Genomic DNA, 17,988 nt, shown 5'->3' with positions numbered 1-17,988 from the left:
CTTGTTACCGCCTTGACGACGGCCGCTGCGGCCCCTGCCTACGCGCAGCAGGCGGCCCCTGCCGCCGCCACGACGGCCACGGCCCCGGCGGCCGCGAAGGCCAACGTGACGGCGGGCGCTACCGTTTCGGATGCCAAGGGAGGGGCCGTCGGCACTATCGCTTCGGTGAACGGCGATGTCGCCGTTATCGATACCGGAGTCGTCAAGGCCAGCGTTCCGACCTCGTCTTTCGCCCAGAGCGACAAGGGCCTGCTGATCGGCATGACCAAGGTCGAACTTGAGGCCGCCGCGCAGGGCGCCGCGCAGCAACAGCAGCAGCAATTTCTGGCATCGCTGACGCCAGGCGTGTCTGTCAGCGACCAGAATGGCGGCGCGGTCGGTACGATCGAGGCCATCGAAGGCGACATGGTGACGATCGCCACGCCGAACGCCAAGGCGAAGCTGCCGAAGACCTCGATTGCTCAGGGCCCCAACGGACCGGTGATCGGAATGACCCAGGACCAGCTCGAAGCCGCGGTCAACTCGACCACGCCGCCCGCCGGCTGATCGGCCCATCGGATAATCCCCAAAAAACTGCGCCCGTGCACAGCCTGTCGGCTTGTGTGCGGGCGTTGTGCTGTCTATAGGCCCGGCGGGCAGTCCATCGCGTCAGGCTAAACGGCCGACGATCGTGGCTAGCGGTGAAGCGGAGAGTCGGATGGCATCGTCGCTGTGTGGCGTATTGATGGTCGGGAACCGGTGAACGTGTCTGCAGTAGAGCTGGACGACGGATACAGGCCTTCGCCCGACGAGCCCTTCATGAACGATCGGCAGCTCGCCTATTTCAAGGCGAAACTGCTCCTCTGGAAAGAGTCGATCCTCAAGGAGTCCGCTGGCACGCTGCAGCAGCTCCAGATCGATTCGCTCCGAGAGCCGGACCTCACCGATCGCGCGTCGAGCGAGACCGACTGGTCGATCGAACTGCGGACCCGCGACCGCCAGCGCAAGCTGATTTCCAAGATCGATGCAGCGCTACGCCGGATCGAGGAAGGCGAATATGGCTATTGCGAGGTGACTGGCGAACCGATCTCGCTGGGTCGGCTCGAAGCCCGGCCGATCGCGACGATGACGGTCGAAGCCCAGGAGCGCCACGAGCGCAACGAGAAGGTCAGCAGGGAGGAATAATTTCCTCCCTCTTGTCTTTGCTCCGATCGCCGGCGCGCATCGATCTTTGCTGCCCTTGCACATTCCTTTGACGGGCGGAATGCTGCGCCCGAAAGCCAACTTAATTACGCGATGATGTCGGGGATCAGCAGATCTTCGAGCTGTGAGATCTCGTCCTTGAGTCGTAGCTTGCGCTTCTTGATACGTGCGAGTTGGAGCTGATCGACCGCCGGGGCTTCCTGCAGCGCTTCGATCGCTGCTTCCAGATCGCCATGTTCCTGACGGAGAACCTGGATACGTCGCGTAATGACTTCGCTGTCCAACCGACTCGCTCCAAGGCCTGCAATGAAGGTGCGATTCTAGCGACAGAGAGGGGCAACGCTCAACCCCGTCGGGCATTTCACGGCGAGACGAAAAGGCCGTTTCCCACGGGGAGCGGCCAATCGTGCATAGGGTCGGTCAAAGCTTTTTTTTCAGCGAGACAGGCGGGGCGAATCGTGATCTATTGATCGACCCAGTCGGAGTGAAAGGAGACAGTCTAGATGTCGACTACCCATTCGTCCGCAATGCTCGCCAAGCATGCCGGTATCGAATCCCGGATCGCTGCGGAGAGCCGCCGGCCAGCACCAGACATGATGCTGATCAGCCAACTGAAGAAGCAGAAGCTTCGAATTAAAGAGGCGCTTGCGCGTCTCTAAACGCCACGCAGGGGATTGAGGGTCAATCGATCCTCAATCCAGGCCTGCGGACCCTTCCGATATCGATGACCTTGCGAAGATGTTCGTTCGATTGAGCGGTCACGGGCAGCCGTGCGCGCTTCGGGTCGATCGTCTCCCGAAAGGTGATCCCCATCCGCCCGTCGCGGACCCAGACGATCTCGCCCGGCACCAAGCCAATGCCGCGCAGGCCGATTTCTACATGCACGCCAAGATCATATTCGACCTTCGAATCGGCCATCAGGCCGGTCGAGGACAGGTTGCGGATACGGATGGGCTGGGTCTCGCGCGCATAATCGCCCGCGGCCTTGATCGTACCCATCAGCAACAGGCTGTCGCGCTTGCGTGCGCGATTACCCGGCTGCGGCGCCTCCCCGGCGATGTCGGCCATGGTCGTCCCTCGATAGAATCAGTGGGACCATTAGACCGTCGATTGATTTAAGGGCGGTTAAAACCGGCGGTTAAGCCGGATTCCGCCCGCCATTCCTGGCTTTCCAGGGCATGGCGGGCGGCGAAGACCGACTTTACCGTTCGATGCACATGGCAATGCCCATGCCGCCGCCGATGCACAGGGTAACGAGGCCCTTCTTCGCGTCGCGCTTCGCCATTTCGTAGAGCAGCGTCGTCAGCACCCGCGCGCCCGAAGCACCGATCGGATGGCCGATGGCGATCGCGCCGCCGTTGACGTTGACGATATCGGTATTCCAGCCGAGTTCCTTGCCAACCGCGAGCGCCTGGGCCGCGAATGCCTCATTGGCTTCGATCAGGTCGAGGTCCGACAGCTTCCAGCCGGCCTTTTCGAGTGCGAGCCTGGACGCCGGGGCCGGGCCGATTCCCATGATCGAAGGGTCGACCCCGCAGGTCGCCCAGCTGGCGATGCGGCCGAGGATCGGCGCGCCGCGCTTCGCGGCGTCGTTCGCCGTCATCAGCACCAGTGCGGCGGCGCCGTCGTTGAGGCCGCTGGCATTGGCGGCGGTCACGGTGCCGTCCTTCTTGAAGGCGGGCTTCAGTCCGGCCATCGCCTCGATCGTCGCGCCGGCGCGGATATATTCGTCGCGCGACACGATGGTGTCGCCCTTGCGGCCCTTGACGGTCACGGCCGCGATCTCGTCGTCGAAACGACCGGCGGTCTGGGCGGTTTCGGCCTTGTTCTGACTGGCGACGGCGAAGGCGTCCTGCTCGGCGCGGCCGATCTGATATTTCTCGGCCAGATTTTCTGCGGTAATGCCCATGTGATAGGCGTTGAAGGCATCGGTCAGGCCGTCGACGATCATCGTGTCGACCAGTGACGCATTGCCCATCTTGAAACCGCCGCGCAGGTTCTGCGCGTGCATCGACAGCGACATGCTCTCCTGGCCGCCGGCGACCACGACCCGCGCATCGCCGCAGCGGATCGACTGGGCGGCCAACGCCACGGCGCGAAGCCCGGAACCGCAAACCTGGTTGACGCCGAAAGCGGTAGCTTCCTTGGGAATGCCCGCGTTGATCGCCGCCTGGCGCGCCGGGTTCTGGCCCTGTCCGGCGGTCAGCACCTGGCCGAGTATGGCCTCCTGCACCTCGCCCGCCTCGACGCCCGCCTGGGCGAGCGAAGCCTCGATCGCCGTCCGGCCAAGCTCATGCGCGGGGGTGGCTGCGAACGCGCCGAGGAAGCTGCCGACCGGCGTGCGCTTGGCGCCTACGATAACGATGTCCGTCATAGATGCTCCTGCCTTTGTTCTGCGTGTGCGAACGGTTCTGCTGACCGGATTCATCGACTCACGCGTGTGTTTTTCGGACGGGACCTATCAGCTATCTTGCAGGTGCGAAAGCCACGTGGCGAGGTGGCTCCAGAGCGATTGGGGCGCTCGGCGCCCGACGACCATGCCCACATGTCCTTCGTCCAGCGCGATCCGTTCGCCGCCTCGCCAGGCGCTGGCGGCGGGGGTGATGCGGTCGGTCGTCGACAGGATGTTGAGCACCGGAATGCGGAGGCCGTCGGGATCGATCGTCCGCCCGCTGATCGTCCATCGGCCCTCGCCGCTCATATTGCCCGCCATCAGCCCTTCCATCAGGTCGCGGCCCGCGGCCAGGGGGAGAGGGGGGCCGTCATTCGCCCAGTCCTCGACCGCGACATAATTCTGGCCCTCGGGGCTGGCCGCGTCCTTGCGGGCGAACTGTTCGAACTTGGCGATCGTGCGGGACGGATCGATGCGCCAGAAGATCTGCTGCAATATTTCCGCAGGCAGCAGGCCGAAACCACGCGAAACCGGTTCCGCGCTGCGCCACAATTCAAGCAGGTCGTTCCGCGTCTGCGAAGAAAATCCGCCGAAATCCCATGGTGCCGCGATCAGGACGAGCGCCTTCGGCGGGCGCAGCACCGCCGCCGCGACGCTCATCGTTCCACCGAGGCAATAGCCCGCCAGCGCGGCGTCCTTGCCGAGCATGTCGAGGGCGGGAAGGATATAACGTTCGACATGGCCGCCAAGGCCGACATCGGCTTCGTCGGGTCCGGGGGTGCCCCAGTCGAGCAACACCGGGTTCAGCCCCCGTGCCGCGAGGCCGCGCATCATCGAGTTTTGCGCGCCCAGGTCGAGGATTTCCGAGCCGTTGATCAACGAAGGCACGAACAGGATCGGCCGCCCTTGAGCACCATGACCGCGCAACGTCACCCGCCCGATCCGGCCGACGACCGCCGCCTCGGGCGGGCGCGCCGGTCGCGGCGCGTTCTGGTAGGAGCGCAGGCCCGCCAGCGCGGCCTTCATCCGCACGGGGTCTTTCGCAGTTTCGTTGCGCAGCATGTCCAGGAACAGCGGCAAAGGCCGCGGCCTGTGTTGCGGCGCGGAAAGATTTGATGCTATGCTGCGGCCGACATTGGTCGGCAGGCGGGGAATCATGGCGAAATCATCGGACGGCTCTGGCACGGTCATCATCAAGAAATACGCCAATCGCCGGCTGTATAATACTGAAACGTCGAGCTACATTACCCTCGACCATCTCGCGGCAATGACGCGGGAGGGCCGGGACTTCAAGGTGATCGATGCCAAGTCCGAGGAGGACATCACCCATAATGTCCTGACCCAGATCATCATGGAGGAGGAGAATCGGGGGCAGACGATGCTGCCGGTCAGCTTCCTGCGCCAGCTCATCTCGCTCTATGGCGATTCGATGCAGTCGATGGTGCCGCAATATCTCGAAGCGTCGATGGACGCCTTCCGGCGCAACCAGACCCAGTTCCGCCAGGCCATGGAGGGCGCCTTCGCCGGCGGTCCCTTCGCTGAGATCGCCAAGCGCAACATGGAGATGTTCGAGGCCGCGGCGAGCGCCTTCAAGCCGCCGCGTGCCGATGCGACGGCCAAGGATGCGCCCGCCGCAGCATCGGCCGCGCCGCCGCCGCGCAGCGAAGTCGACGCGCTGAAGGCGCAGCTCGCCGCCATGCAGGAACAGATCAACAAGCTGAAGTGACGTGCGGTCGGAGCGCCGGTCGCTCCATGATCTACCCGTCATAGCGGAAAGCGGGGCGGATGCGCGTCAAGCGTGACCGCAATCCACCCCGTTCCGTCGCATCACGGCTTGACGAATTTCAGCGTCAGCCGATCGCTTTCGCCGACGGCCTGATATTTCGCCTTGTCGACATCGCCTAGCTTGAGCGTCGGCGGCAGGGTCCAGACGCCCTCGGGCCAGTCATGCATATCCTTGGGGTTGGCGTTGATCTCCGATTCGTCGGCCAGCTTGAACCCGGCGGCGGTGGCGAGGCGGACGACCGTCGAACGCTTGACGTAGCCGCTCTTCTTCTCGAACGCGCTGTCCTTGTCCTCTGGCAGGCGGTGGTCGACCACGCCCAGAATGCCACCCGGCTTCAGGGCAGCATAGAAATCGGCGAAGGCCTTCGCGGCGACCGCATCGCCGCCCATGATCAGGTTGTGTACGTTGCGGAAGGTGAGGACGCGGTCGGCGCTGCCCGGCGCGATGGTCGAGGGCGCGGTGGCGCTGAAGGAGGCGATCGTCACCGGGCCGAACCAGTCCTTGTTGCGATCCAGCATTGCGGTGGTGCCGGGCACGCCCTTTTCGGGCGCAAAGGCGACATAGCGGCCATTGCCCTTCAGTGCTGGCGCTATGATCTCGCTGTACCAGCCGCCGCCCGGATAAAACTCCACCACTGTCTGTCCGGGGCGGACATCGAAGAAGGCGAGCGTCTCCGCCGGATGGCGATATATGTCGCGGGCGCGGTTGGCGTCGCTGCGTCGCGTGTCGGCGATCGCCTTGGCGAGCGCGGGATCGAGCGAGGCGGCGGGGGCGATGGCGGCCGGTACGGCCAACGCCATGGCGATGGCTGCGAAAAGCGGGTAGCGCAAAATCCTTCTCCCGATATGGATCACGCGCGCAATGATGACGGAGCGGCGGGAAGGTGCAATCGGAATACGCGTGGCCGACCCTGTTTTTCGTCGCGCTGGCGGTGCTGTCGGTCGCTGCGGACTGGCGCCGTCATCGCCGCCGCGACGCCGATCGCGCGGCGGGCAGGGCGGGATGGGTGCCGTGGCCGCTCGTCACCATCATCGCGCTGATCCTCGCGGCGGTGTCGATCGCCTGGTGGATCGGCGACCAATAGGTCTTCGGATGCGGGCCGCAGCCGCGTGCCGTCAGAGGCAGGCTTCGAGCAGCGGCTGATCGAAGCCGAACTGCCGGGCCTTCTCGATAGTATAGGGTCGCAGGCCCGACGTCACGAAGTCGCCGATGATCTTCCCTTCCGAATCCTCGGCGTGATATTCGAACTTGAACAGCTCCTGCGTGATGATCACCGGGCCTTCCATGCCCAGCACCTCGGTGATGCTGGTGACGCGGCGCGAGCCGTCGCGCAGGCGCTTCACCTGAACGATCAGGTCGACCGAATCGGCGATCTGCTTCGAGATCGCTTCCTTCGGGACCTTTATGTCGGACATCATCACCATGTTCTCCATGCGCGCCAGCGCCTCGCGCGGGCTGTTGGAGTGGAGGGTGCACATCGATCCGTCGTGGCCGGTGTTCATCGCGGCCAGCATGTCGAAACATTCGGGCCCGCGGATCTCGCCCAGGATGATGCGGTCGGGTCGCATGCGCAGCGCATTGACGACGAGGTCGCGGATCGTGATCGCGCCTTGGCCTTCCAGATTGGCGGGCCTGGTCTCGAGCGGCAGCCAGTGCGGCTGCTGCAGCCGGAGTTCGGCGGCGTCCTCGATCGTGACGACGCGCTCGCCCGGGTCGATCATCTTCGACAGGGCGTTGAGCATCGTCGTCTTGCCCGAACCGGTACCGCCCGAGATCACGATATTGAAGCGGCTTGCACCGGCGATCTTGAGCATCGTCGCCATATGCTCGTTCATCGATCCGCTGCGCGCCATCATGTCGAGGGTGATCGGCTTGGACGAGAATTTGCGGATCGAGATCGCGGTGCCGCGCAGCGACAGCGGCGGGACGATCACGTTGACGCGGCTGCCGTCGGCCAGGCGGGCGTCGGCAAGCGGGGTGGTCTGGTCGACGCGGCGGCCGACCTTCGACACGATGCGCTGGGCGATCTGGAACAGATGTTCCTCGTCGCGGAAGGTGACCTTGGCCAGCTCCAGCTTGCCCTTGCGCTCGACATAGGTCTGTTCGGGACCGTTGACCATGATGTCGGTGATCAGCGGATCGCTGAGCAGTTCCTCAAGGGGCCCCAGGCCGAGCAGCTCATCGATCAGCACCTTCTCCAGCGCGAACTGTTCGCGGCGGTTGAGGGTGATTCGCAGTTCGGCCAGCACCTCGCCGATGATCGGGCGGAATTCCTCGGCCAGTTCGTCCTTGCTCAACGAAGCGGCGGCCTCGGGGTCGACGCGCTCGAGCAAGCGGGGGAGCACCTGTTCCTTGATCTTGTGGATCGACGCCTCGAAGCCCTCGACCCGCGACCGGCCGGCCTCGCCCGACGCGGCTTCCCGGATGGCGAGACGCGCCATCGCGTCGGCATGCTTGGGTAGACTGACATCCTGCTCGCTGATCGCAATGGGATCGTCGAAGCTCGGCAGACCTGCGAAGGGGTCGCTTCCCGCGCCCGGAAAGGCGGTGCTGTCGATCGGCGGGAATTGCAGGCCACCGGTCAGCGGCCCCGGCACATCGACGTGCATGGGGCGGGCCACGCCGAAAGCGGGCTTCGCCCCTTGCGTCATCGATCCACGCTTGCCGAAAGCACTCATACCAGACGTCCCCGACGGCCAGTTCGGCCGAACGCCTATCCAGTAGCCGCAAACCCCTCAAAATCGGTTAATCAGGCGAAATCAGCCGCGCTGATCGATGTCGGCTCTGACAGGCCGGCGATCTTGATCGCCTCGATCGGCGCCGAGGCGCTGGGATCGTAGAACAGGTACAGGTCGCCGCCGACCCTGAGCACCGCCGCGTCGGAGAAGCCAGCGCCGCTATTGAGCAGGGACTGGGCCGCCGCGGCGCCCGCGGCCAGCGTGTCGAACTGGCCATGACCGTAGGCGATGCTGCTCGGAATGCCCGACCCGAGGCGGATATGATCGATGCCGTCGGTGAAATCGGTGATCATGTCGGTCATATAGGCGAGGGGCCCGCTCGTCGCGAAGACCGCATCGCCGGTGGCAAAGACGAAGAGGTCGGCATCGCCGCCGCCGGTCAGAAGGTCGATGCCGGTTCCGCCCGCGAGCGTATCGGTGCCGAGGTCGCCCATCAGGACGTCGTTGTCGGCGCCACCGGCGATGCTGTCGCTGTCCTGGCCGCCGCGCAGCGAATCATTGCCGTCGCCGCCGTCGATCGTGTCGTTGCCCAGATTGCCGTTGACGCTGTCGTTGCCGAGATTGCCGACGATATTGTCATTGCCCTGGCCACCCTGGATGCGGTCCGATCCGGTGCCGCCGTCGAGGCGATCGTCCCCGGCATTGCCCTGGAGATAGTCGTTGCCGGCACCGCCGGTGATCACATCCGCGCCGTCGCCCGATACCGCTTTCGCTGCGGCGCCATAGAGATGGTCGTTGCCGCTGCCGCCGATGATCGAATCGCCGCCCCCGCCGCCCAGGATGACATTGCCATTGTCGTTGCCGGTGATCGTGTCGTTGCCAGGGCCGGTTACGGCCGTGTCGATCCGCGTGCCATAGGCGATGGCGATGTCGTTCCTGAGCCCCGAGACGCTGCTGAAGGCGCCGTCGTGCAGATCGATCGTCGACGATGCGGTGAAGCCCGACACGTCGAGCGTGTTGCCGTCGCCCTTGTTCCACAGCGTGACGATCGGCCGGCTGTTCTGGGTGAAGTCGAAATATTTGGCGATCGGACCGGTGATGTTGCTGTTGAAGCCATAGGTCTGGCCGCCCGACAGGGGCGTGTCCACGGCAACGCCGTACATGCGCTGGATCGCGACGATATCGAGCGGCATCGGCGTGACCGAGGTGTTGGCATAGACCGAGCCGTTGCTCGCCCGCGACGTGCCCCAGAAATATTCGTTGGTCGGGGCATTGTACGACATGATCGTCCAGGCCAGCGTATCGAAGCTGGTGTAGCCGGGCGAGCCGAAGTCGAGACTGTCGTCATAAGGGCCGCCATGGCCCAGGCCCAGGACATGGCCCCATTCGTGGACCAGGGTCGTATAGGGATAACCGCCATATTCGCCGAACGTCGAGCCGAGCGGCCCGAAGCCGGGCGTGCTGGTGTCGATCTCGATCGAGCCGCGTGTGGCGCGGCCGATGTTCGGGGTCCCGGTGGTTCCGGGAAAGAAGCTGTCCTGGCCGCCCGAGGCGCCATCATCGGTGCCGCGGGTGATCGTGACCGCGCCGCCCGTGCTGCTCCGTACGAACCGAACGTTGGCGACAGCCGACCACAGCGCTGCGGTCGAGGCGAATGCCGATCGCTCGACCTCGGTCCAGTTCGATCCGGGATCGAAGCTGTAGGTGATCGTGGCGCCGCTACCCACCGTGCCGGTGCCGAATTTGGCGGTATAATTCTGGGCCGGATCATAGGTGGCGGGGCTGTCGGAGTTCCATGTCCAATAGCTTTCGCCCGCCAGCAGGCCGCTCGCATTGATGCCCGAGAGGAAGGTTGTTTCGGCTTGCTGGACCGAATTGATCGACGCCATATGCTGATGATCCCCGCACGCCTCTGCCTGTCTGCGACCAGCTTATAGCAACAGACGCTGCCATTCTGCTTTATCGGAAACGCGATTTGCCGATTGTTCCCCGTTTGGCCGGGAAGTTTGCACGATTCATCGTAATGCGAATCGATATACGCAACCTTATGGTTGCTAATTTCGAGGCGCGGTATAGACCTGCAACCAGGAGGTTGCATATATGGCCGATAGCATCGTACGGGAAATCGAACTTGGCGCGCCCATCGAGCGCGTATGGCGGGCGCTGACCGACCATCGGGAGTTCGGGCAGTGGTTCCGGGTCGCGATCGACCAGCCCTTCGTCGCGGGCGAGCCGGCGACGGGACATATCACGCTCGAAGGTTATGAGCATGTCCGATGGAATGTGCGCATCGTTGCGATGGAGGAGCCGGATCGCTTCGCCTTCACATGGCATCCCTATGCGATCGATCCGGCGATCGACTATTCGCGGGAGGAGCCGACATTGGTGGAGTTCCGGCTCGAAGTGTCGGGGGCGGGCACGCGGCTGACGGTCACCGAATCCGGCTTCGACCGGGTCCCCGAACATCGTCGCGACGAGGCGATCCGGATGAACAGCGGCGGATGGACCGCGCAGGTCGAGAATATCCGGGCCCATGTCGATGGCTGAAGCTGCCAGGTCGATCGATCCGGCGCCGATCTTCGCGGCGCTGGGCGATCGCACCCGGCTTTCGCTGCTGATGCGGCTCAGCGACGGACGGACGCGATCGATCACGATGCTGGCGGCGGACGGCAGCCTGACCCGGCAGGCGGTGACCAAGCATCTGCGGGTGCTGCAGGAGGCCGGTCTTGTCGAAAATATCCGCCATGGCCGCGAGAGCCGCTTCGCCTGCCGCCCCGAGTCCCTCGAGGTCGCGCGGGCCTATCTCGATCGGGTAGCGGCACAATGGGACGACGCATTGCAGCGGCTGAAGATGTTCGTGGAAGATTGAAACCACGCACGGGTGGGCGCCAAAAAGGAAAGGCCCGGCCGCATCGCTGCGCCGGGCCTTTTCTTTTGCCGTGGGGTGGGGGTCAGGCTTCGGTTGCCTGCTCCGCAAGCACCGTCAGGCCCTTTTCGTTGACCTCGGCGAAGCCGCCTTCGACATGGATACGGGCGCTCACCGTGGTCGCGTTCGAATAGATGGCGAGTTCGCCCGAGCGGACCGTCGACATGAAGGGGGCATGGCCCGCCAGCACGCCGAAGTCGCCCTCGGAGCCGGGGACCACCACCATGTAGACTTCCTCCGAACGGAGGAGCTTTTCCGGGGTGACGAGTTCGAAATGCAGGTCTGCCATGATCAATCCTGTCTGGCCTGTCTGGCGTCCAGGGCAAGGTCGAAGGCCGTTGTAGCCGTGTCGAACTTGTCCCGGCAGCCGGGGTTGCAGAAGCCGACGACCGCGCCCCGGTAGGTGGTCAGCGAGTCCGCCGCGATCGGATCACCCGACCAGGGGCAGGTCTCGTTGACCGCGTCTTCGAGGCGCGGTCCGTCCGGCATCAGGCCGCTTCGGCGGCCAGCTTCTTGGCCTTCTCGACGACCTCGTCGATGCCGCCGACCATGTAGAAGGCCGCCTCGGGAAGGTGATCATATTCGCCCTCGACGACCGCCTTGAACGACTTCACCGTATCCTCGATCGCGACGAACTTGCCGGCGATGCCGGTGAAGACCTCGGCGACGTGGAACGGCTGCGACAGGAAGCGCTGGATCTTGCGGGCGCGCTGCACGGTGAGCTTATCCTCTTCGGAAAGCTCGTCCATGCCGAGGATCGCGATGATGTCCTGCAGCGACTTGTACTTCTGCAGCGTCTCCTGGACGGCGCGGGCGGTCTCGTAATGCTCCTGGCCGACGATGCGCGGCTCGAGCATGCGCGAGGTCGAGTCGAGCGGATCGACCGCCGGGTAGATGCCCAGCTCCGAGATCGCCCGGTTGAGGTTGGTGGTCGCGTCGAGATGGGCGAAGGACGTGGCCGGCGCCGGATCGGTAAGATCGTCGGCGGGCACGTAGATCGCCTGCACCGAGGTGATCGAACCCTTGTTGGTCGACGTGATGCGCTCCTGCAGCGCGCCCATGTCGGTCGACAGGGTCGGCTGATAGCCCACCGCCGAAGGAATGCGGCCGAGCAGCGCCGACACTTCCGAACCCGCCTGGGTGAAGCGGAAGATGTTGTCGACGAAGAACAGCACGTCCTGGCCCTCGACGTCGCGGAAATATTCGGCGATCGTCAGCCCCGAGAGGGCGACGCGGGCACGGGCGCCCGGCGGCTCGTTCATCTGGCCGAACACAAGGGCGACCTTCGACCCTTCCGGGGTCGGGTTGCCGTCGGCGTCCTTGGCGATGACGCCCGCGTCGAGGAACTCGTGATAGAGATCGTTACCCTCGCGGGTACGCTCGCCGACGCCGGCGAACACCGAGGTGCCGCCATGGCCCTTGGCGATGTTGTTGATCAGTTCCTGGATGAGCACGGTCTTGCCCACGCCGGCGCCGCCGAATAGGCCGATCTTGCCGCCCTTCGCATAAGGCGCGAGCAGGTCGATGACCTTGATGCCGGTGACGAGGATGCTCGCATCGGTCGACTGGTCGACGAACAGCGGGGCCTCGGCGTGGATCGGGGCGGTCTGGGTCGCATTGACCGGGCCGCGCTCGTCGATCGGCTCTCCGATGACGTTGAGGATGCGGCCGAGCGTCTGCGGGCCCACGGGAACGCGGATCTGCGAGCCGGTGTCGGTGACTTCCTGGCCGCGGGTCAGGCCGTCGGTGGCGTCCATCGCGATGGTGCGGACGGTGCCCTCGCCGAGGTGCTGCGCGACTTCGAGAACGAGGCGGTTGCCGTTGTTCGAGGTCTCGAGTGCATTAAGGATCGCGGGGAGCTCGCCGTCGAAGCTGACGTCGACGACGGCGCCGATGACCTGCGAGATGCGGCCGACGCTCTTGGGAGTGGTGGGGGCTTTAGCCATGGTCTGTTTCCTGCCTCTGATCTCTTACAGCGCTTCGGCGCCAGCGATAATTTCAATGAGCTCGGTGGTGATCGCGGCCTGACGGGTCCGGTTGTACTGGATCGTCAGCTTGTTGATCATCTCGCCGGCGTTGCGGGTCGCATTGTCCATCGCGGTCATGCGGCTGCCCTGCTCGGACGCCGCATTCTCCAGCATCGCGCGGAACAGCTGGACGGCGACGTTGCGCGGGAGCAGCTCGGCGAGGATTTCCTCCTCGTCGGGCTCATATTCGACCGCGGCCGAAGCGCCTGCCGCCTCGGCGCCGGCGGCCGGGGCGAGCGGGACCGGGATGATCTGGATCTCGGTCGGATCCTGGACCAGCGCCGACTGGAACTTCGCGAAGAACAGGTGCGCGACGTCGAACTCGCCCGCCGCATAGCGCGCGATCAGATCCTCCGACACGCCGTGTGCATCGGAGAAGGCAACGTTCTTGATGTGGGTCTGGTCGACCTGATGGACGATCTTGCCGGGGAAGAGGCGCTGGATGACCGCGCGGCCCTTCTTGCCGATCAGGTAGAACTTCACCGTCTTGCCCTGCGCGATCAGGCCGTCGGCCGTCTTGCGCGCGGCGCGGACGATGTTGGTGTTGAACGCACCCGCCAGGCCGCGTTCCGAAGTCGCGACGACGAGCAGGTGGACCTGGTCGCTGCCGGTGCCGGCGAGCAGCTTCGGGCTTTGCGGCCCGACCGTCACCTTCGAGGCGAGGCTCGACATCACCGTGTCGAGGCGCTCGGCATAGGGGCGGCCGGCTTCCGCCGCCATCTGCGCACGGCGCAGCTTGGCCGCGGCGACCATCTTCATCGCCTTGGTAATCTTCTGGGTCGATTTCACCGAGGTGATGCGGACCTTGAGGGCCTTGAGACTTGCCATCTAGTCTTGTCTCTTCCGTCCTGCTTCGCCCGGCGCGAGGACCGGGCGAAGTATCAGTATGTTACGCGAAGGTCTTCACGAAGGCTTCGAGCGCCGACTTGAGGGCTGCCGTCGAGTCCGCCGACAGATCCTTGCTGTCGCGGATCGCGGTCAGCACGTCTGCATGCTTCGCACGCATTTCCGACAGGAAAGCGGCTTCGAAACGGGTGACGTCCCTGGTCGGGATCGTGTCGAGATAGCCGTTCACGCCGGCGAAGATCGATGCGACCTGCTCTTCGAAGGGCAGGGGCTGGAACTGCGGCTGCTTGAGCAGCTCGGTCAAGCGCGCACCGCGGTTCAGCAGGCGCTGGGTCGAGGCGTCGAGATCCGAGCCGAACTGCGCGAACGCTGCCATCTCGCGATACTGCGCTAGTTCCAGCTTGATCGACCCGGCGACCTTCTTCATCGCCTTGGTCTGTGCGGCCGAGCCGACGCGCGACACCGACAGGCCGACGTTGATGGCCGGACGGACGCCCTGGTAGAACAGGTCGGTCTCGAGGAAGATCTGGCCGTCGGTGATCGAGATCACGTTGGTCGGGATGTAGGCCGACACGTCGCCCGCCTGGGTTTCGATGATCGGCAGCGCGGTCAGCGAGCCGTTGCCATTGGCGTCGTTGAGCTTGGCGGCGCGCTCGAGCAGGCGGCTGTGCAGGTAGAACACGTCGCCCGGATAGGCTTCGCGGCCCGGCGGACGGCGCAGCAGCAGCGACATCTGGCGGTAGGCGACGGCCTGCTTCGACAGATCGTCATAGACGATCAGGGCGTGCATGCCGTTGTCGCGGAAATACTCGCCCATGGCGACGCCGGTGTAGGGCGCGAGATACTGGAGCGGGGCGGGGTCAGACGCGGTCGCGGCGACCACGATCGAATATTCCATCGCGCCATTCTCTTCGAGCGTCTTCACGAGCTGTGCGACGGTCGAGCGCTTCTGGCCGATCGCGACATAGACGCAGTAGAGCTTCTTGCTCTCGTCGGTGCCGGCGTTGGCGGTCTTCTGGTTGATGAAGGTGTCGATCGCGACCGCCGACTTGCCGGTCTGGCGATCGCCGATGATCAGCTCGCGCTGGCCACGGCCGACGGGGACCAGCGCGTCGAGGGCCTTGAGGCCGGTCTGCACCGGTTCGTGGACCGACTTGCGCGGGATGATGCCGGGCGCCTTGACTTCGACGCGGCTGCGCTGCTCGGCGACGATCGGGCCCTTGCCGTCGATCGGGTTGCCGAGACCGTCGACCACGCGGCCGAGCAGGCCCTTGCCGACGGGAACGTCGACGATGGTGCCGGTGCGCTTGACGACATCGCCTTCCTTGATCTGGCTGTCCGAGCCGAAGATCACGGCGCCGACGTTATCGGCTTCGAGGTTGAGGGCCATGCCCTTGATGCCGTTCGAGAATTCGATCATCTCGCCGGCCTGGACGTTGTCGAGGCCGTGGATGCGGGCGATGCCGTCGCCGACCGACAGCACCTGGCCGACTTCGGAGATCTGCGCTTCGCTGCCGAAGCTGGCGATCTGGTCACGGATGACCTTGGAGATTTCTGCGGCGCGGATATCCATGTTCAGCCTTTCATCGCAATCGCGAGGGAGTTCAGTTTGGAGCGGATCGAACCGTCGATCTGGCGCGAGCCGATCTTCACGATCAGTCCGCCGAGAATCGAGGGGTCGACGGTGAGCTCTACCGCGACATCGCGGTCGAGCTGGGTCTTGAGCTTCGCCTTCAGCGCCTTGACCTGGGTCGCGGTCAGCGGATGGGCGGAGGTGACCTCGGCCGTGGTCTCGCCACGGTGCCGGGCGGTGAGCGTCGCGTAGGAGCGGATCACCGCGCCGACCTGGTTGAGTCGACGATTCTGCGCGAGAACGCCGAGGAACTTTGTGGTGATCGGATCGAGGCCGAGGCTGCTCGCCGCGGCGGCAACCGCCTTCATCGCTTCGCCGCGCGAAACGATCGGGCTGGTCGTCAGGCGACGGAAGTCGTCCGATTCGGCCAGCGCCGTCTTGAGCAGCTGCAGGCTCGCGGAGACCGCGTCGATAGCGTTCTCGTCACGCGCCAGGCCGAATAAGGCGGTCGCATAACGTCCGCTGAGGCTAGCCTGAATACCGCCGGAATTCTCCACGCGCTTTCATTCCCCCAAAAAGGTTGGGCCATGCGAAAAAAGGGGCGCCGAAAAGGCGTCCCTGCATGGTTCGCGGGCCGGTTAGCAGGGGAGTTCCCATGATGCAAGGCGGGAAGGGTACAAGATACGGTGACGTTGGGCCGGGCGGGTAATTGCCGGGCTTTTCGGTTCCGTCGCACCGGACGGGGCCGGCGTCACGTCCGTCTTCGCCGACGCGGTTTGGGGGCCGATATGAGGCATTAGGCCCGCGTCTGTCGCCGGGCGACGGTCGTAGAGAATCGGAAAGCCGGACCGCTCGGCCCGGCTTCCCTTCCGATCGGACGATCGGGGTGCGCTACTGTTACGCGGCGGCTTTTGCCGGCTCCGCTTCGATCACCGCCGCAGGCTCGACACCGTCGATCGCGATGCGACGCGGCTTCTTGTGCTCGGGGATCTCGCGGACGAGCTCGACATTGAGCAGGCCGTTTTCATAACCCGCGCTCGTCACCTTGATGGTGTCGGCGAGCTGGAAGCGGCGCTCGAAGGCGCGTTTGGCGATGCCGCGGTGAAGATATTCGCGCTTGTCGGCATCGGTGGGCTCGGCGGCGCGGCCGATGATGATCAGCACATTGTCCTGCACGGTGACGTCGATCTCGTCGCGGGTGAAGCCGGCAAGCGCCATCTGGATGCGATAGGCGCCGTCGCCCGTCTTCTCGATATTATAGGGCGGATAGCTGTCGCCGTCGCCACGCGCGAAATCGGCGAGGCGGTTGAGATTCTCGAATCCGATCGAGGACCGGAGGAGGGGAGCGAAATCAAGGGTACGCATGGATCTGTTTCCTCATGTGAAGCGATGTTGACCCTGTCGGCCCGCGGAGCATCCGCCGGACCATGCCCGCACCGTCCCTTCTGGCGACGGCCGGTGCGATCGAGATAGGAAGGCGGTTCCGCGCTTCAAGGGCTTCGTTGACTGTGGCCGCGCGCCCGCCTAACCGGAGCCGATGGTTGCCTATCTCGAATTCGAAAAGCCCATCGCCGAACTGCAGGCGCGCATCGCCGAGCTTCGGTCGACGGCCGACGCCGGCTCGCTCGACATCGACAGCGAGGTCTCCAAGCTCGAAGCCAAATCCGACAAGCTGCTGCGCGACACTTATGCGAAGCTGACGCCGTGGCAGAAGACACAGGTCGCCCGCCATCCGGAACGGCCGCATTTCAAGGACTATGTCGCGGGCTTCATCGGCGATTTTCTGCCGCTGGCGGGCGATCGCGCCTTCGCCGACGACCAGGCGATCATCGGCGGCTTCGGCCGTCTCGGCGATCGCCGTGTAATGGTGATCGGCCACGAGAAGGGCGACGATACCGCTTCGCGCATCCGCCACAATTTCGGCATGGCCAAGCCCGAAGGCTATCGCAAGGCGATCCGGCTGATGGAACTGGCCGACCGCTTCGGCCTGCCGGTGATCAGCCTGGTCGACACCTCCGGCGCCTTTCCAGGCATCCAGGCGGAAGAGCGTGGCCAGGCGGAGGCGATCGCACGTTCGACCGAGGCCTGCCTCGCGCTCGGCGTACCGATGGTTTCCGCGATCGTCGGCGAGGGCGGTTCGGGCGGCGCCATCGCCGTCGCCGCAGCGAACAAGGTCCTGATGTTCGAGCATGCCGTCTATTCGGTGATCTCGCCCGAAGGCTGCGCCTCGATCCTGTGGCGGACCGGCGACCGGGCGGCGGATGCGGCCGAGGCGATGAAGGTCACCGCCAGCGATCTCCAGAAGCTGGGCGTGGTTGACCGGGTCGTCGCCGAGCCGATCGGCGGAGCGCATCGCGATCCGGCCGCGGCGATCGCCGCGCTGGGTGCCGCGATCGGCGAGGAGCTCGACAAGCTGAGTGCAAAGAAGCCAGCGACCTTGCGCGCCGCCCGACGGGACAAGTTCCTCGCCATCGGTTAGTTTCCGATGGTCGATATCCTGTCCGTGACGGCCCCCCGCACTTCCGCCGCCGGCAATCGGGTTCTGTCGCTCCCGTAACGGAACCGTTCAGCCAGGCTC

Annotated in this window: 22 protein-coding genes; 8 read left to right on the top strand and 14 right to left on the bottom strand. The window is 64.9% G+C overall.

Going from position 1 to position 17,988, the window contains the following annotated elements; genetic code table 11:
• Positions 1-12: 12 nt before the first annotated feature.
• Together ASE22_RS01090 and dksA are read left to right on the top strand one after the other, a co-directional pair.
• Positions 13-546, top strand: a complete 534-nt coding sequence (locus tag ASE22_RS01090) for a hypothetical protein (protein WP_056353794.1) — start codon at positions 13-15, stop codon at positions 544-546.
• Positions 547-798: 252 nt separating this feature from the next.
• Positions 799-1,164, top strand: coding sequence for an RNA polymerase-binding protein DksA (gene dksA, locus ASE22_RS01085; protein WP_235536187.1), 366 nt, complete (start codon positions 799-801; stop codon positions 1,162-1,164).
• A gap of 104 nt (positions 1,165-1,268) precedes the next feature.
• Here the strand turns inward: dksA and ASE22_RS01080 are convergent, their stop codons facing one another.
• The gene (locus ASE22_RS01080) at positions 1,269-1,466 is read right to left on the bottom strand and encodes a YdcH family protein (protein WP_056353790.1); all 198 of its coding nucleotides are present in this window, start codon (positions 1,464-1,466) and stop codon (positions 1,269-1,271) included.
• 219 nt (positions 1,467-1,685) lie between these two features.
• Here ASE22_RS01080 and ASE22_RS25950 point away from each other — a divergent pair, with 219 nt between their 5' ends.
• Positions 1,686-1,841 (top strand): YdcH family protein, encoded by a 156-nt coding sequence (locus ASE22_RS25950; RefSeq protein WP_082545749.1) that lies wholly within the window; start codon positions 1,686-1,688, stop codon positions 1,839-1,841.
• Positions 1,842-1,863: 22 nt separating this feature from the next.
• Here the strand turns inward: ASE22_RS25950 and ASE22_RS01075 are convergent, their stop codons facing one another.
• The 3 genes from ASE22_RS01075 to ASE22_RS01065 form a co-directional block, all read right to left on the bottom strand.
• Entirely contained in the window at positions 1,864-2,250 is a 387-nt protein-coding gene (locus tag ASE22_RS01075; RefSeq protein ID WP_056353788.1) for a PilZ domain-containing protein, read from the bottom strand.
• A 133-nt stretch (positions 2,251-2,383) separates the two neighbouring features.
• Entirely contained in the window at positions 2,384-3,556 is a 1,173-nt protein-coding gene (locus ASE22_RS01070; RefSeq protein WP_056353785.1) for an acetyl-CoA C-acetyltransferase, read from the bottom strand.
• An 87-nt stretch (positions 3,557-3,643) separates the two neighbouring features.
• Complete coding sequence (locus ASE22_RS01065; RefSeq protein ID WP_235538118.1) at positions 3,644-4,600, bottom strand: alpha/beta fold hydrolase; 957 nt, start codon at positions 4,598-4,600, stop codon at positions 3,644-3,646.
• A 130-nt stretch (positions 4,601-4,730) separates the two neighbouring features.
• Here ASE22_RS01065 and phaR point away from each other — a divergent pair, with 130 nt between their 5' ends.
• Positions 4,731-5,300 (top strand): polyhydroxyalkanoate synthesis repressor PhaR, encoded by a 570-nt coding sequence (gene phaR / locus ASE22_RS01060; protein ID WP_056353781.1) that lies wholly within the window; start codon positions 4,731-4,733, stop codon positions 5,298-5,300.
• Positions 5,301-5,401: 101 nt separating this feature from the next.
• Here the strand turns inward: phaR and ASE22_RS01055 are convergent, their stop codons facing one another.
• Positions 5,402-6,190, bottom strand: a complete 789-nt coding sequence (locus tag ASE22_RS01055; RefSeq protein ID WP_056353778.1) for a class I SAM-dependent methyltransferase — start codon at positions 6,188-6,190, stop codon at positions 5,402-5,404.
• Positions 6,191-6,243: 53 nt separating this feature from the next.
• On the opposite strand from ASE22_RS01055, the gene ASE22_RS01050 reads away from it, so the two are divergent.
• Complete coding sequence (locus ASE22_RS01050) at positions 6,244-6,444, top strand: hypothetical protein (protein ID WP_056353775.1); 201 nt, start codon at positions 6,244-6,246, stop codon at positions 6,442-6,444.
• A gap of 31 nt (positions 6,445-6,475) precedes the next feature.
• Here ASE22_RS01050 and ASE22_RS01045 read toward each other — a convergent pair whose 3' ends face one another.
• Positions 6,476-8,038, bottom strand: coding sequence for a CpaF family protein (locus ASE22_RS01045; protein ID WP_082545748.1), 1,563 nt, complete (start codon positions 8,036-8,038; stop codon positions 6,476-6,478).
• Between the two features lie 71 nt (positions 8,039-8,109).
• On the bottom strand, positions 8,110-9,927 hold the full coding sequence (locus tag ASE22_RS01040) for a M10 family metallopeptidase C-terminal domain-containing protein (protein WP_056353772.1): 1,818 nt from the start codon (positions 9,925-9,927) through the stop codon (positions 8,110-8,112).
• Positions 9,928-10,138: 211 nt separating this feature from the next.
• On the opposite strand from ASE22_RS01040, the gene ASE22_RS01035 reads away from it, so the two are divergent.
• Together ASE22_RS01035 and ASE22_RS01030 are read left to right on the top strand one after the other, a co-directional pair.
• Complete coding sequence (locus ASE22_RS01035) at positions 10,139-10,585, top strand: SRPBCC family protein (RefSeq protein WP_056353769.1); 447 nt, start codon at positions 10,139-10,141, stop codon at positions 10,583-10,585.
• Positions 10,578-10,907: an ArsR/SmtB family transcription factor gene (locus ASE22_RS01030; RefSeq protein WP_414886057.1), complete on the top strand. Its 330-nt coding sequence runs from the start codon at positions 10,578-10,580 to the stop codon at positions 10,905-10,907. The genes ASE22_RS01035 and ASE22_RS01030 overlap by 8 nt, the downstream gene beginning before the upstream one ends.
• Before the next feature lie 82 nt (positions 10,908-10,989).
• On the opposite strand, the gene ASE22_RS01025 is transcribed toward ASE22_RS01030, so the two are convergent.
• The 7 genes from ASE22_RS01025 to ASE22_RS00995 form a co-directional block, all read right to left on the bottom strand.
• Positions 10,990-11,253: an ATP synthase F1 subunit epsilon gene (locus tag ASE22_RS01025; RefSeq protein WP_056353764.1), complete on the bottom strand. Its 264-nt coding sequence runs from the start codon at positions 11,251-11,253 to the stop codon at positions 10,990-10,992.
• A gap of 2 nt (positions 11,254-11,255) precedes the next feature.
• Positions 11,256-11,453, bottom strand: a complete 198-nt coding sequence (locus ASE22_RS01020) for a hypothetical protein (RefSeq protein WP_056353762.1) — start codon at positions 11,451-11,453, stop codon at positions 11,256-11,258.
• On the bottom strand, positions 11,453-12,910 hold the full coding sequence (gene atpD, locus ASE22_RS01015) for a F0F1 ATP synthase subunit beta (RefSeq protein WP_056353758.1): 1,458 nt from the start codon (positions 12,908-12,910) through the stop codon (positions 11,453-11,455). The genes ASE22_RS01020 and atpD overlap by 1 nt, the downstream gene beginning before the upstream one ends.
• Before the next feature lie 24 nt (positions 12,911-12,934).
• On the bottom strand, positions 12,935-13,819 hold the full coding sequence (locus tag ASE22_RS01010; protein ID WP_056353755.1) for a F0F1 ATP synthase subunit gamma: 885 nt from the start codon (positions 13,817-13,819) through the stop codon (positions 12,935-12,937).
• 61 nt (positions 13,820-13,880) lie between these two features.
• The gene (gene atpA / locus ASE22_RS01005) at positions 13,881-15,410 is read right to left on the bottom strand and encodes a F0F1 ATP synthase subunit alpha (RefSeq protein ID WP_056353752.1); all 1,530 of its coding nucleotides are present in this window, start codon (positions 15,408-15,410) and stop codon (positions 13,881-13,883) included.
• Positions 15,411-15,412: 2 nt separating this feature from the next.
• The gene (locus ASE22_RS01000; RefSeq protein WP_056353749.1) at positions 15,413-15,967 is read right to left on the bottom strand and encodes a F0F1 ATP synthase subunit delta; all 555 of its coding nucleotides are present in this window, start codon (positions 15,965-15,967) and stop codon (positions 15,413-15,415) included.
• Positions 15,968-16,307: 340 nt separating this feature from the next.
• Entirely contained in the window at positions 16,308-16,775 is a 468-nt protein-coding gene (locus tag ASE22_RS00995) for an Hsp20 family protein (RefSeq protein WP_056353746.1), read from the bottom strand.
• A 172-nt stretch (positions 16,776-16,947) separates the two neighbouring features.
• Between ASE22_RS00995 and ASE22_RS00990 the strand changes: the two genes are divergently transcribed.
• On the top strand, positions 16,948-17,889 hold the full coding sequence (locus ASE22_RS00990) for an acetyl-CoA carboxylase carboxyltransferase subunit alpha (RefSeq protein WP_056353743.1): 942 nt from the start codon (positions 16,948-16,950) through the stop codon (positions 17,887-17,889).
• Positions 17,890-17,988: the final 99 nt, after the last annotated feature.

It is taken from the genome of Sphingomonas sp. Root720 (assembly GCF_001428605.1).
Lineage (GTDB): Bacteria > Pseudomonadota > Alphaproteobacteria > Sphingomonadales > Sphingomonadaceae > Rhizorhabdus.
The sequence above is the reverse complement of the archived record's forward strand: the minus strand, read 5'-3'. Positions and strand labels throughout refer to the sequence as shown.